This window comes from Pararhodobacter sp. CCB-MM2 (assembly GCF_001691415.1).
Taxonomy (GTDB): domain Bacteria; phylum Pseudomonadota; class Alphaproteobacteria; order Rhodobacterales; family Rhodobacteraceae; genus Pararhodobacter.
The window spans coordinates 64,662-77,399 of record NZ_LRRR01000007.1; the positions used below are offsets into that span (position 1 = coordinate 64,662).

Annotated in this window: 14 protein-coding genes; all 14 read left to right on the forward strand. The window is 67.0% G+C overall.

Going from position 1 to position 12,738, the window contains the following annotated elements; translation table 11 throughout:
• Window positions 1-10 precede the first annotated feature (10 nt).
• The 14 genes from BCY78_RS09745 (at window position 11) to BCY78_RS09810 (ending at window position 12,728) form a co-directional block, all read left to right on the forward strand.
• A complete protein-coding gene (locus BCY78_RS09745) occupies window positions 11-364 on the forward strand; it encodes a cupin domain-containing protein (RefSeq protein WP_068300814.1) in 354 nt (117 codons plus the stop codon).
• A 4-nt stretch (window positions 365-368) separates the two neighbouring features.
• Window positions 369-1,163 carry an SDR family NAD(P)-dependent oxidoreductase gene (locus BCY78_RS09750; RefSeq protein WP_068300816.1) on the forward strand — a complete coding sequence of 265 codons (795 nt, stop codon included), beginning with the start codon at window positions 369-371 and terminating at the stop codon, window positions 1,161-1,163.
• Between the two features lie 3 nt (window positions 1,164-1,166).
• Window positions 1,167-2,093 carry a 3-hydroxyacyl-CoA dehydrogenase family protein gene (locus tag BCY78_RS09755; RefSeq protein WP_068300818.1) on the forward strand — a complete coding sequence of 309 codons (927 nt, stop codon included), beginning with the start codon at window positions 1,167-1,169 and terminating at the stop codon, window positions 2,091-2,093.
• A gap of 36 nt (window positions 2,094-2,129) precedes the next feature.
• Window positions 2,130-3,398, forward strand: coding sequence for an ABC transporter substrate-binding protein (locus BCY78_RS09760; RefSeq protein ID WP_068300820.1), 1,269 nt, complete (start codon window positions 2,130-2,132; stop codon window positions 3,396-3,398).
• 51 nt (window positions 3,399-3,449) lie between these two features.
• Complete coding sequence (locus tag BCY78_RS09765; protein WP_068300822.1) at window positions 3,450-4,178, forward strand: ABC transporter ATP-binding protein; 729 nt, start codon at window positions 3,450-3,452, stop codon at window positions 4,176-4,178.
• A complete protein-coding gene (locus BCY78_RS09770) occupies window positions 4,171-4,875 on the forward strand; it encodes an ABC transporter ATP-binding protein (protein WP_068300823.1) in 705 nt (234 codons plus the stop codon). Before BCY78_RS09765 ends, BCY78_RS09770 begins: the two co-directional genes overlap by 8 nt.
• A 3-nt stretch (window positions 4,876-4,878) precedes the next feature.
• Entirely contained in the window at window positions 4,879-5,742 is an 864-nt protein-coding gene (locus tag BCY78_RS09775; RefSeq protein WP_068300825.1) for a branched-chain amino acid ABC transporter permease, read from the forward strand.
• Entirely contained in the window at window positions 5,739-6,755 is a 1,017-nt protein-coding gene (locus tag BCY78_RS09780) for a branched-chain amino acid ABC transporter permease (RefSeq protein WP_068300827.1), read from the forward strand. Before BCY78_RS09775 ends, BCY78_RS09780 begins: the two co-directional genes overlap by 4 nt.
• A gap of 1 nt (window position 6,756) precedes the next feature.
• On the forward strand, window positions 6,757-7,689 hold the full coding sequence (locus BCY78_RS09785) for a 3-keto-5-aminohexanoate cleavage protein (RefSeq protein WP_068300829.1): 933 nt from the start codon (window positions 6,757-6,759) through the stop codon (window positions 7,687-7,689).
• A gap of 89 nt (window positions 7,690-7,778) precedes the next feature.
• On the forward strand, window positions 7,779-8,768 hold the full coding sequence (locus BCY78_RS09790; protein ID WP_083194937.1) for a TRAP transporter substrate-binding protein: 990 nt from the start codon (window positions 7,779-7,781) through the stop codon (window positions 8,766-8,768).
• Between the two features lie 62 nt (window positions 8,769-8,830).
• Window positions 8,831-9,322, forward strand: a complete 492-nt coding sequence (locus BCY78_RS09795) for a TRAP transporter small permease (RefSeq protein WP_068300831.1) — start codon at window positions 8,831-8,833, stop codon at window positions 9,320-9,322.
• The gene (locus BCY78_RS09800) at window positions 9,319-10,617 is read left to right on the forward strand and encodes a TRAP transporter large permease (RefSeq protein WP_068300833.1); all 1,299 of its coding nucleotides are present in this window, start codon (window positions 9,319-9,321) and stop codon (window positions 10,615-10,617) included. Before BCY78_RS09795 ends, BCY78_RS09800 begins: the two co-directional genes overlap by 4 nt.
• Window positions 10,617-11,561 (forward strand): D-2-hydroxyacid dehydrogenase, encoded by a 945-nt coding sequence (locus BCY78_RS09805; RefSeq protein WP_068300835.1) that lies wholly within the window; start codon window positions 10,617-10,619, stop codon window positions 11,559-11,561. The genes BCY78_RS09800 and BCY78_RS09805 overlap by 1 nt, the downstream gene beginning before the upstream one ends.
• 3 nt (window positions 11,562-11,564) lie before the next feature.
• Window positions 11,565-12,728, forward strand: coding sequence for a M24 family metallopeptidase (locus BCY78_RS09810; protein ID WP_068300836.1), 1,164 nt, complete (start codon window positions 11,565-11,567; stop codon window positions 12,726-12,728).
• Window positions 12,729-12,738 lie beyond the last annotated feature (10 nt).

The following is a 12,738-nucleotide window of genomic DNA, read 5'->3' on the forward strand; positions in this document are numbered from 1 at the left end:
GGTCTGGCCGATGTTGATCAAGCGTTTTCAGGACGCCCAGCCCTATGAGGCGCCCAATCATTGGGGGGTCTCGGGCCTGCGCCTGCAGGGTTTCGAGGCGGGCGGGCCGACCAACCAGTGGATCGGCTACAGCCAATTCCTGCCGGGGGGCGGCGCGGGGCCGGATTCCACGCCCTTTGAGAAGGTCTATGTCGTGCTGGAGGGGGAGATGACCCTCGAGTGGGACGGCCGCACCGAGGTCCTGCGGGCGATGGACAGCTGCACCATCCCGCCGGGACAGGTGCGCCGCATCGAGAACCGCGCGAACCACGTCTGCAAGATGCTGGTCGTCATCCCCTATCCGCCAAAGCCGAAAAGCGAGTGAGGCCATGAGCCTGATGAATCCCCTGTCGATGTTCGACGTGAAGGGCAAGGTCGCGGTGATCACCGGGGCCTCGGGCGCCTTCGGCATGGTTGCGGCCCGGGTGCTGGCCGGTGCCGGTTGCCGTCTGGTGCTGGCCGCGGGCAACGCGAGCGCGCTGAACGAGATCGCCGAGGAATGCCGCGCGGGCGGTGCCGAGGTGCATGAGGCGAATGTCCGCCCCGATAGTGAGGCGGCGTGTGAGGGACTGATCGCCTCGGCCGTTGAGGCCTTCGGTGCCTGCGATATCCTAGTGGTCGCGTCCGGCATGAACAAGGTCGCCAAGATCGACGAGATGACGCCCGACACCTTCCTGTCGGTGATGGACGCCAACGTCACGCAGAGCTGGCTGATGGCCCGCGCCGCAACGAAGCAGATGAAGGCGCAGGAGACGGGGGGCAAGATCGTGCTGGTGTCCTCGGCCCGCGGGCTTCTCGGGCATCCGGCGGGCTACACCGCCTATTGCGCGTCGAAAGCGGCGGTCGATGGCATCACCAAGGCCTTGGGTTGCGAGTTGGGGCCGACCGGGATCACCGTCAACGCCATCGCGCCGACGGTCTTCCGCTCGCCGCTGACCGCATGGATGTTCGGCGAGGACGACAACGCCAAGACCGTGCGCGCGGGCTTCCTCGCGCGGGTGCCGAAGGGGCGTCTGGGCGAGCCCGAGGATCTGGCGGGGCCGCTCCTGTTCCTGTCGTCGAAGGCGTCGGATTTCTACACCGGCCACATCCTCTACGCCGATGGCGGCTATACGGCGGGCTGATCCATGACGCAGGACCGTATCATCGGGGTGATCGGCGCGGGGCTCATGGGCCATGGCATCGCCCTGGTCATGGCGCGCGCGGGGCTGCGCGTCGCGATCACCGATCCCATGGCCGAGGCGCGGGCCGCCTTGCCCGCCCGCGTGCGCGAGTCGATGACGCTCATGGGTCATGACGAGGCCACCATCGCCGCCGCCCTGTCGAGGATCGAGGTGCATGAAACCCTCGCCTCGACCGTGGCGAAGGCGCATGCGGTCTTCGAGGCCGCGCCCGAGAAGATGGCGCTGAAACAGTCGATCTTCGCCGAGATCGAGGCTCATGCGCCGCGCGATTGCATTCTGGCGTCGAACACCTCGGTCATGCCGATCACCGAGATCATGCAGGGCCTGAAGCACCGCGACCGCGCGCTGGGGACGCATTGGTGGAACCCGCCGCACATGATCCCGCTCGTTGAGGTCATCCGCACCGAATGGACGGCCGAGCCCGCCATGGCCACGATGATGGCGCTGCTGGCCGAGGCCGGAAAGACCCCGGTGCGCGTCGACAAGGACGTGCCGGGCTTCATTGGCAACCGCTTGCAGCATGCGCTCTGGCGCGAGGCGGTGAGCCTTGTCGAGCGCGGGATCTGCGACGCGGAATCCGTGGATACCGTGGTGAAATCCTGCTTCGGGCGGCGGCTGTCGGTGCTGGGCCCGCTGGAGAACGCCGATCTGGTGGGCACGGATCTGACGCTCGCCATCCACGAAACGGTTCTGGCCGACCTCGAGAACCGCCAGGGCCCCTCGCCCTACCTTCAGCAACTCGTAGCCGACGGCAAGCTCGGCATGAAGTCGGGCGAGGGGTTCCGTACCTGGACACCCGAGCAGGCCGCCAAGGTCCGCAACCGGGTCACCACGCATCTGAAGAAACTGGACACGATTCTGGACGACTGACGCTTTTCAACATCTCGAACTGGGGAGGACGAGACGATGAAGACCCTGAACAGACGCAACTTTCTGACCGGAACCTCGGCGCTGCTGGCGGCCCCCGCGATCCTGCGGGCGACCCGCGCCTATGCGCAGACGCCGACGATCAAGGTGGGGCACGTGAGCCCCCGCACCGGCCCGCTCGCGGGTTTCGCCGAAGCCGATGACTATATCCTGCAGGCGATCACCGAGCGTTTCGGCGCGGGGATCGAGAACAACGGGCGCAGCTGGCAGATCGAGATCATCTCGAAGGACAGCCAGTCGAACCCGAACCGCGCGGCGGAAGTCGCCAGCGAGCTGATCCTGTCCGACGAAGTCGACATCATCGTCGCCGCCTCGACCCCCGACACCGTGAACCCGGTCTCGGATCAGGCCGAGATCAACGAGGTGCCCTGCATCACCACTGACTGTCCGTGGCAGCCGTATTTCTTCGGCCGCGGCGGCAATCCGGCCGAAGGCTTCCTGAGCACCTACCACTTCTTCTGGGGGCTGGAGGACGTGATCGGCGCCTTCCTCGCGATGTGGGACGGCTCGGGCGTGGCGAAGAAGGTGGGCGGGCTGTTCCCGAACGACGCCGACGGCAACGCTTGGGGCCATCCCGAACTGGGCCTGCCGACGCCGCTGGCCGCCGCGGGATACGATCTGGTCGATCCCGGTCGCTACCAGCCGATGACCGATGATTTCTCGAACTACATCAACGCCTTCAAGGAAGCGGGTTGCGAGATCGTCACCGGCAACATGATCCCGCCCGACTTCGGTACCTTCTGGAGCCAGGCCGCGCAGCAGGGCTTCAATCCGAAGATCGTCACCATCGGCAAGGCGCTTTTGTTCCCCTCGGTCATTCAGGGGCTCGGCGACCGGGGCATTGGCCTGTCGTCCGAGGTCTGGTGGTCGCCCTCGCATCCTTTCTCGTCCTCGCTGACCGGGGCCTCGGCTGGCGATCTGGCCGGTGGCTACAGCCAGGCGACGGGGCGGCCCTGGACCCAACCCATCGGCTTCAAACACGCGCTGTTCGAGGTCGTGGCCGACGTCATCGCCCGGGCCGAGGATCTGGAAGACCCCGAGGCGATCATCGCCGCCATCGCCGCCACCGACATGAACACCATCGTCGGGCCGGTGAACTGGGCGAACGGGCCGGTGCCGAATGTCACCAAGACCCCGCTGGTCGCCGGTCAGTGGCAGCGCGAGGGCGACGGCATCGATCTGAAGATCGTCGCCAATGCCACCGCGCCCGAAATCCCCACGACCGGCGAGCTGATGCTGCTGGCGTGAGATCAGTGGGGGCTGCCGGTTGGCGGCGGCCCCGAACCTGCGGGAGAGACCATGTCTCCGATCCTTGAACTTCAGGGCGTGAAGAAGGCTTTCGGCGCCGTCGTGGTGGCGGACGACCAGTCGTGGTCGCTGCAGCCCGGCGAGGCGCTGGGGGTGCTCGGGCCCAATGGCGCGGGCAAGACCTCGATGTTCAACCTCGTGACCGGCACTTTGTCGACGGATGCGGGGTCCATCCGCCTGGACGGGCAGGACATCACCGGCTGGTCGGCGGCGAAACGCTGCCGCGCCGGCATCGCCCGCAGCTTTCAGGTGCCGCAGCCCTTCGCGCATATGACGGTGTTCGAGAATGCCTATGTTGCCGCGACGCAGGGCGCGGGCCTTTCCGGTCGTGCGGCCGAGGCGCATTGCCTCGATGTGCTCGATCGCACCGGGCTCGTCGCCAAGTCCAACGTGCAGGCGGGCGGGCTGACGCTTCTGGAGCGCAAGCGGCTGGAACTCAGCCGTGCGCTCTGTGCGAAGCCCCGGGTGATCCTGCTCGACGAGATCGCCGGGGGTCTCACGGAGCACGAATGCCAATCGCTGATCCAGACCATCCGCGATGTGCATGCGACCGGCGTGTCGATCGTCTGGATCGAGCATGTCGTGCACGCGCTGCTGGCCGTGGTCAGCCGCCTGATGGTCATCGATTTCGGCCGCAAGATCGCCGAGGGCGAGCCCCATGCGATCATGCAATCGCGCGAAGTGAAGGAAATCTATCTGGGGATCGAAGCCGATGCCTGACGCCCTTCTGAGCCTTCAGGCGCTGAACGCGCATTACGGGGATTTTCAGGCGCTCTATGGCGTGAACCTGAAAGTCGAACCCGGCGAGGTCGTGGCCGTGATCGGCGCGAATGGCGCGGGCAAGACGACCATGCTGCGCTCCATCGCCGGCCTTTTGCGCAACGCCCCCGAGGCGATCCGCTGGAAAGGCCAAGCCATCGGCGCGCTGCGGGCCGATCAGGTCGCGGCCCTCGGGATCGCGCTGGTGCCCGAGGGGCGGCTCCTGTTCCCCTCGCTCAGCGTCGAGGAAAACCTGATCATCGGCGGGCAGTTGGGGCGCAAGGGGCCGTGGTCCTTGCCGCGCGTCTACGAGCTGTTCCCGATCCTCAAGGAACGCCGCCACCAGCAATCGACCTCGCTGTCCGGGGGCCAGCAGCAGATGGTCGCCATCGGCCGGGCGCTGATGGCGAACCCGGAACTGGTGCTGATGGACGAGATCAGCCTCGGCCTCGCCCCGGTCATCATCCGCCAGATCTACGAGGCCCTGCCGGGCATCGTCGGCGAGGGGCTGACGGCGATGATCGTCGAGCAGGACATCGCCAAGGCGCTCTCGGTCTCGCAGCGGGTCTATTGCCTGCAGGAGGGCCGGGTCTCGCTGGAAGGCCAATCGCAATCCGTCCCGCGCGAGGAGATTACCCGCGCCTATTTCGGAGTCTGACGCATGGATTGGCTCAACGCCATTCTTCAGGGGACGCTGCTGGGCGGGCTTTATGCCCTGTTCGCGGCGGGGCTGTCCCTGATCTTCGGGGTGATGCGCCTCGTCAACATCGCGCATGGCGATCTGATCGTGCTGTCGGCCTATGTCGCTCTCAGCTTCGGGGTCAGTCTAGGGCTGAACCCGCTGGTCGCCCTGCTGCTGGTGGTGCCGAGCATGGCGCTCATCGGCTATGCGCTGCAGCGGCTCATCCTGAACCGCACGATGGGCGAGGACCTGCTGCCGCCGCTCTTGGTCACCTTCGGCCTTTCGGTGATCCTGCAGAACGTGCTGCTGATGGGCTATTCCGCCGATCCGCAGAACCTGCAGGCCGGCACGATCGAGACGGCATCGGTCAACCTCGGGCCCGTCGCGGTCGGGGTGATGCCGGTGCTGGTCTTCATCACCGCCGTCGTGGTGATCGCCGCGCTGCAATGGATGTTCTACCGCACCGCCTTGGGGCGGGCCTTCCGGGCGACCTCGGACCGGCAAGACGTGGCGCAGCTGATGGGGCTCAATCGCGCGCATGTCTTTGGACTGGCGATGGCCCTGTCGCTGGCGGTCACGGCACTCGCCGGCGTGTTCCTCGGCATCCGCACGGCCTTCGACCCGGCGGCGGGCGGCGCGCGGCTGATCTTCGGCTTCGAGGCGGTGATCATCGGCGGGCTCGGCAACCTCTGGGGCACGCTGGCGGGCGGGGTGATCCTCGGCGTCGCGCAAACACTCGGGGCGAAGATCGACCCAGGCTACCAGATCCTCGCCGGACATATCGTCTTCCTGATCATTCTGGCCCTGCGTCCGCGCGGCCTGTTCCCGAGGATCGACGGATGACCCTCATCGTCACACGCCGCACCCGCCTCTCGACCGCCTGGCTGATCCTGCTGGTGCCCATTGTCCTGCTGCTGATCGCCGCGCCCTGGTGGGCGGGACGGGCCGATCTGCGGCTGATGGGCGAGATCGCGCTCTACATGTCGCTGGCCGTGCTGTGGAACCTGCTCGCGGGCTATGCCGGCCTCGTCTCGGTGGGCCAGCAGGCCTATGTCGGTTTCGGCGGCTATCTGTTCTTCGCGCTGACCATGCTGGCGGGGCTGCATCCCTATGCCGCGCTGCCCTTGGTGGTGCTGGCGGGCTTCGTGATCTCGGCCCCGGTCGCGGTGCTGATCTTCCGCCTGCGGGGCGCCTATTTCGCCATCGGCACCTGGGTCGTGGCCGAGGTCTTCCGGCTGTCCTTCGCGCAGGTCTCCGCGCTCGGCGGCGGCTCTGGCACCTCGCTCTCGCCCAATATCGTCCGCTCGCTTGCCGATGGCCGCGACGCGCGCGAGGCCGTGGCCTGGTGGCTGGCGCTGGGGGCGGTGTCGCTGGTGATCGGCGCGGTGGTCTGGCTTCTGCGCTCGCGCCAAGGCGTCGCGCTGACCGCGATCCGCGACAACGAGCTCGCGGCGCGCTCGCTCGGCATCGACATCTGGCGCACCAAGTTCACCGTCTATGTCCTGGTCTCGGGCCTGACGGCACTGATCGGCGCGCTGATCTTCCTGCAGAAGCTGCGCATCTCGCCCGATGCGGCCTTCAGCGCCAATGACTGGACCGCCTTCGTCATCTTCATCGTCGTGATCGGCGGGATCGGCACGCTGGAGGGCCCGATCCTCGGGACGCTGGTGTTCTTCGCCCTGCGCGAGACGCTGGCCGATCTCGGCACGGTTTACCTGATCGCGCTCGGCATCGTGGCGATCGTCATCATGCTCTTTGCCCCGCGCGGCCTCTGGGGGTTCCTGCGCGACCGCTGGGGTGTCGAACTCTTCCCGCTCAGCCGACGCGTGAGCGGCCTTGCCAAGAAGGAGGCCTGAGTTGGCCCGCAAACCCAAGACCATCATCACCTGCGCCGTCACCGGGGCGATCCACACGCCCACCATGTCGGACGCGCTGCCCTATACCTACGACCAGATCGCCGAACAGGCGATCGCGGCGGCCGAGGCCGGGGCCTCGATCCTGCACCTGCACGCCCGCAACCCTCAGACCGGCGCGCCCTCGATCAACCCGGACGATTTCGCGCCCTTCCTTCAGCGCATCAAGCAGGCCACGAATGCCGTGGTGAACATCTCGACCGGCGGTTCGCTGACGGCTTCGATCCAGCAGCGCATCGCGCCGGCGAAGACCTTCTCGCCCGAGATGTGCTCGATGAACATGGGCTCGTTGAACTTCAGCTTCCACGGTTTGGCCGCGCGCTACACCGATTGGAAATTCGACTGGGAGAAGGACTATGTCGCCGGCTCCGAGGGCAACATTTTCCGCAATACCTTCAAAGATATCAAGGAAGCGGCCGAAACGCTGGCCCCGCACAAGATCAAGTTCGAGCACGAGATCTACGATGTGGGCCACCTCTATAACCTGAAGTTCATGATGGATCAGGGCCACTTCAAAGCGCCGATCTTCCTGCAGTTCGTGCTGGGGATCCTCGGCGGGATCGGCGCGGATGTCGAAAACCTCGTGTTCCTGAAGCGCACCGCCGACAAGCTGTTCGGCGATCAATACCGCTGGTCGGTGCTGGCCGCGGGGGCGGCGCAGATCCCGCTGGCGGTCACGGCCAGTCAGATGGGCGGGCATGTGCGCGTCGGTCTGGAAGACAGCCTCTTCATTTCGCGCGGCGAGCTGGCGGAGTCGAACGCCCAGCAGGTCGCCAAGGTGCGCCGTCTGGTCGAAGACCTCGGCCACGCCATCGCGACGCCCGACGAGGCGCGCGAGATCCTCGCGCTGAAAGGCGGAGATCAGGTCGCGTTCTGAGGCGCGGCCTTGAGGGAGAATGACAGGGCGACCGGCGGCGGGAACCGGCGGCGCCACACCCAGACCATGTCAAACAGGGGAGTGACGACATGAGACTGATGACCACCACGCTGGCCGCGATTGCGGCGCTGTCGACGGGATGGAGCGGCATGGCCTCGGCCGAGACCCTGCGCGTTTCCAGCTTCCTGCCACCCAACCACACCTTCAACCGCGCCATCGAAGCCTGGGGCGAGGAACTCAGCGAAGCCACCAATGGCGAGCTGCAGGTCGAGATCTTCCCGGCCGGGCAGCTTGGGCCGCCCCCGCGCCAGTTCGACCTCGTACGCTCGGGCGGTGCGGATATCGCCATCATCCTGCACGGCGCGACGCCGGGCCGGTTCCCGATGACCGAACTCGCGGGCCTGCCGCTGACCCACCCGTCCGCCGGTTTGGACAGCGCGATCACCTCGCGTCGGCTGACCGAACTCGCGCCCGACTACCTCGCGGCCGAGCATGAGGGCACGCATATCCTGTGGATGGCCGTCACGCCGCCCCTGAAGATCCACCTGACCAGCGCCGACCCGTCCGATCTGTCGAACCTGAGCGGCCTGCGCATCCGTTACGCGGGCACGATCTGGCAGCAAATCATCGAGGCCATGGGCGCCTCGCCCGTGCCGGTGCCGCCGGCGGAATCGGCGGATGCGATGAGCCGCGGCATCGTCGACGGCGCATCCTTCCCCTTCGAGGCGACGCAGGCCTTCGACCTCGCGCCGGTGACGCAATACTCGATGGAGCCCGGCCTCGCCTCGGCCACCTTCGCGCTGGTGATGGGCGACGCGGCCTATGACCGCCTGACGCCCGAGCAGCAGGCCGCCGTCGATGCCACCACCGGCCCGGACCGTGCCCAATGGTACGGCGCGCGCTGGGACGAGGGCGAGACCGCCGGCCGTCAGTACATGGTCGATGCGGGCGTCAATATCGTCACGCTGTCCGACGAACAGGTCGGCAGCCTGACCGAGGCCTTCTCGGGGATCGTGTCGCAGGCGGTCGAAACCGTCGGCGGCCAGGCGCAGGCCTTCGTCGACGCCTATACCGAGTAAGAGGGTAGCGGCCCGCTCAGGCGCGGGCGGGCCGCTATTCGCCATCCTTCGAGGAATTTCGAATGAACAGCCCCTCCGGGTCCAGACCCACCTCACGCCTGAGCCAGCTCTTCCTGTGGATCGCCTCGGGCGCGCTGGTCCTGATGATGCTGGTGGTGACCGGCGACGTGATCCTGCGCGCCGCTTTCAACACGCCGGTGCGGGGCGCCTATGACGCCGTGTCGATCCTTTTGCTGATCATGGTCGCCTTCGGCTTTGCGCCGGTACTGGCCAACCGCGGCGAGATCGTCATCGACATCCTCGACGAAATCCTCGGCCGCCGCGCGGTCCGGGTCCTCGCCTCGCTCGCGGCCCTGCTGACGATGGCCGTCATGCTGTTCTTCGCCTGGTCCGCCGTCGACCCCGCCCGCAACGCCTGGCGCTATGGCGACCGCTCGCTGGAGCTGGGCATCCCGCAATGGGCTATGTGGGCGGTGCTGGCCTTGGGGGTGCTGGGCATCCTCTGGGCCGCCTTCGTGCAGGTCCTCTCCTATTGGCGGGAGGGCTCGGAATGAGCGCCTTCGCCCTCGGGCTTTCGGGCATCGGCGTGATGTTCGTAATGCTGTTCCTGCGCCAACCCGTCTGGCTGGCGCTGGCGATCACCGGGATTGTCGGGAACATCCTGCTGAACAGCCTCGGCATGGCGCAATACGTGGCAGGGACGGTGTTCTTCGACACGGCGTCCAACTACAACCTCTCGGTCATCCCGCTCTTCGTGCTGATGGGCGAGGTCGCGTCCAATTCCCGCATGTCGGCCGAGCTGTTCCGCGCCGCCCGCGTCATGCTCTCGGGCGTGAGGGGCGGGCTGGCGGTGGCCTCGCTCGCGGCCTCGGGGGCCTTCGGGGCGATCTGCGGCTCGTCGGTGGCAACCGCCGCCTCGATGACCCGCATCGCGCTGCCCGAGATGCGCAAAGCTGGCTATGACGACGGCTTCGCCGCGGGCTCCATCGCCGCCGGCGGCTCGCTGGGCATTCTGATCCCGCCCTCGATCATCCTCGTGATCTACGCCTCCATCGCCGAGCAATCGGTGGCCCGCCTTTTCGCCGCCGCCTTGTTCCCCGGCATCGTGCTGATGCTGATCTATATCGCCGTCGCCCTTATCGTCGCCCGCCGCGACGGCTCGACCCCGCGCGAAGCGGCGGCGTCCTTCATGGAGCGCCTCCTCGCCCTGCGCCACGCCTGGCAATTCGCGCTGCTCTTCGGCCTGACCATCGGCGGCATCTATGCGGGCATTTTCAGCCCCAACGAGGCCGCCAGCATCGGCGCTTTCGGGGCCATCGTGCTGGGCACATTGCGCCGCTCGCTCAGCCTGCAGGGGCTGGTCAAGGCAGTGCAGACCTCGGTCATCGTCAGCTGCGCGCTGTTCATGATCATCCTCGGCGCCACGCTGTTCTCGCAATTCATCGTCCAGACCCGCCTGCCGGTGACCCTGCTCGCGCTGGCGCAAGAGGCGAACCTCTCGCCCGCGCTAGTCATGGCGCTGATCATCGTGATCTACATCGTCATGGGCTGCTTCCTCGAGGGCATCGGCATGGTCCTGATCACTGTCCCCGTCTTCCTGCCGGTGCTCACGGGCTACGGCTTCGACCCGATCCTGTTCGGGGTGCTGGTGGCGATCCTTGTGGAACTCGGCCTGATCACGCCCCCCGTCGGCATGAACCTGTTCATCATCCGCGCGCAGGTGCCCGACATGCCGATGGCCGCGCTCTACCGGGGTATCCTGCCCTATCTGATCGCACCGCTGATCCTCGTGGTGCTGATCCTCGCCTTCCCGCCCCTGACGCTCTGGCTGCCCGAGGTCCTGTATTGATGAAACCCAAGGTTCTGATCTTCGACAGCGAGGCGCCGTTCTACGCGCGCGAATTGGCGGCCCGGCTGCCGGAGGCCGAGTATCTCGCCACCAACGACCCCGCCGAGGCGGTTGCTCTGGCGCCCGAGGCGAAGGTGATCATCGGCCTCGCGCCCTTCATCCCGGCGCCGGCGATTGCCGCGGCCAAGGGGCTCGACTGGGTGCAGGCGTTGACCACGGGCATCGACAACCTTCTGACGAACCCCGGCCTTAAAGGCGTCGCGCTGACCAATTGCGGCGGCATCCACGGGCCGCAGATGTCCGAACTGGCGATCCTGTCGATGATGGCTCTGGCGCGCGATTTCCCGGCTATGCTGGCGAACCAGAAGGCGGGTGTCTGGGACCGGCGCAAGCAGTCGCTCTTGATGGGCAAGACGCTCTGCATCATCGGCCTCGGCGCGATTGCCGAGACCTTGGCCAAGGTCGCGCGCCCCTTCGGGATGCGGGTCACCGGCGTCTCGGACGGTCGGGCCGAGGTGGCGGGCTTCGACCGCATCCACCGCCGCGCCGATCTGCCGACAGCGATGGCCGAGGCCGATTTCACCGTGGTTCTGGTGCCTTACAGCCCCGCGACCCATCACATCATCGGCCCCGAGGCGATCGGCGCGATGAAGCCCACGGGCTATCTGGTCAACCTCTCGCGCGGGGGCTGCGTCGATGAGCAGGCGCTTCTGGCCGCGCTGACCGAGGGGCGGATCGGCGGTGCCTCGCTCGATGTCTTCGCGCAGGAGCCTTTGCCCAAGGACAGCCCGTTCTGGCACGCCCCGCGCTGCATCGTCACGCCGCATATCGGCGGCTTTTCCGACACCTACCACGAACAGGCCCTGCCGGTCGTCGCGGCGCATATGGCCGAGTATCTCTCGGGCGGGGTCGCGGCGCTCACGCATCGTCTGGACCGGGAGTAACCCATGCAGACCAATTCCCCGATTTCCGACGCCGAGATGGAGCGCCGCTGGGCCATCGCCCGCCGCGTCATGGCCGAGCTGGGGCTCGATGCGCTGGTGATGCAGGCACGCGAGGATTGGATCGGCGGCTATGTCCGCTGGTTCACCGATGTGCCCGCCAACAACGGCTATCCGCGCACGGTCGTGTTCTTCGCCGACCGGCCCATGACCGTGATCGAGATGGGCGCCTTCGGCACCGACCGCGCGCCCGAGGCCGGCGATCCCGCGTGGCGCGGCGTGGGCCGGGTTCTGGGCACGCCCTCCTTCCATTCCATCGTCTACACCGTCGATTACGACACGGCGCTGCTGCTCGACGCGCTGAAAGGCTGCAAGCGGATCGGCGCGCTGGTGCCTTCCGCGATGCCCCACGGCATGATCAAGGCGCTGTCCGAGGGCTTCGATCTGGTCGATGCGACCGACACGCTCGATCCGCTGAAGGCGGTCAAAAGCCCCGAGGAAATCGCCCTCATCCGCCAGATCGCCCATCTGCAGGATCAGGTCTTCGCCGAGGTCTGCGACTTCATCCGCCCCGGCGTCACCGACCGCGAGGTTTCGAACCATGCCGAGGCCGTGGGCCGCAGGCTGGGCTCGGATCAGGGGATCACTTTGGGCCTCTCGGCTCCGGTCGGGCAATCGAGCCGCTTCCTCAACCGCCCGTTCCAGACGCGCGAGATGCAGAAGGGCGACCACCGCGCCATCCTGATCGAGATCAACGGGCCGGGGGGGCTGTATCTGGAGATCGCGCGCACCATGGTGCTGGGGACGGCCGACGATCACCTGCTGTCGACCTTCGCGCTTATGAAGGAGGCGCAGGATCACACCCTCTCGCTGATGAAGCCCGGCGCGAAGCCGGCCGAGATCGCCGCCGCGCATGACGCATGGATGCAGGCCCATGACCTGCCGCCCGAGACCCGCCTCTACGCCCATGGCCAAGGTTGCGAGATGGTCGAGCGCCCGCTCATCCGGCGCGACGAGACGATGCCCTTGGCCGAGGGCATGTGCCTCGCCGTGCATCCCGGCTTTGATGATGGCCGCGTCTTCGCGGTCATCTGTGACAATTACCTGATCGGTGCGCAGGGGGCGTCCGCCTGCCTGCACGCGACCGAGAAGAAGATCTTCGAACTCTGACGGAGCCAGA

Excerpts from the sequence above, each read along its gene's own strand:
- BCY78_RS09810 (WP_068300836.1), top strand. The coding sequence starts at position 11,565 with ATGCAGACCAATTCCCCGATTTCCGACGCCGAGATGGAGCGCCGCTGG.
- BCY78_RS09805 (WP_068300835.1), top strand. The coding sequence starts at position 10,617 with ATGAAACCCAAGGTTCTGATCTTCGACAGCGAGGCGCCGTTCTACGCG.
- BCY78_RS09800 (WP_068300833.1), top strand. The coding sequence starts at position 9,319 with ATGAGCGCCTTCGCCCTCGGGCTTTCGGGCATCGGCGTGATGTTCGTA.
- BCY78_RS09745 (WP_068300814.1), top strand. The coding sequence starts at position 11 with ATGTTGATCAAGCGTTTTCAGGACGCCCAGCCCTATGAGGCGCCCAAT.
- BCY78_RS09775 (WP_068300825.1), top strand. The coding sequence starts at position 4,879 with ATGGATTGGCTCAACGCCATTCTTCAGGGGACGCTGCTGGGCGGGCTT.
- BCY78_RS09760 (WP_068300820.1), top strand. The coding sequence starts at position 2,130 with ATGAAGACCCTGAACAGACGCAACTTTCTGACCGGAACCTCGGCGCTG.
- BCY78_RS09795 (WP_068300831.1), top strand. The coding sequence starts at position 8,831 with ATGAACAGCCCCTCCGGGTCCAGACCCACCTCACGCCTGAGCCAGCTC.
- BCY78_RS09790 (WP_083194937.1), top strand. The coding sequence starts at position 7,779 with ATGAGACTGATGACCACCACGCTGGCCGCGATTGCGGCGCTGTCGACG.
- BCY78_RS09755 (WP_068300818.1), top strand. The coding sequence starts at position 1,167 with ATGACGCAGGACCGTATCATCGGGGTGATCGGCGCGGGGCTCATGGGC.
- BCY78_RS09750 (WP_068300816.1), top strand. The coding sequence starts at position 369 with ATGAGCCTGATGAATCCCCTGTCGATGTTCGACGTGAAGGGCAAGGTC.
- BCY78_RS09765 (WP_068300822.1), top strand. The coding sequence starts at position 3,450 with ATGTCTCCGATCCTTGAACTTCAGGGCGTGAAGAAGGCTTTCGGCGCC.
- BCY78_RS09780 (WP_068300827.1), top strand. The coding sequence starts at position 5,739 with ATGACCCTCATCGTCACACGCCGCACCCGCCTCTCGACCGCCTGGCTG.
- BCY78_RS09770 (WP_068300823.1), top strand. The coding sequence starts at position 4,171 with ATGCCTGACGCCCTTCTGAGCCTTCAGGCGCTGAACGCGCATTACGGG.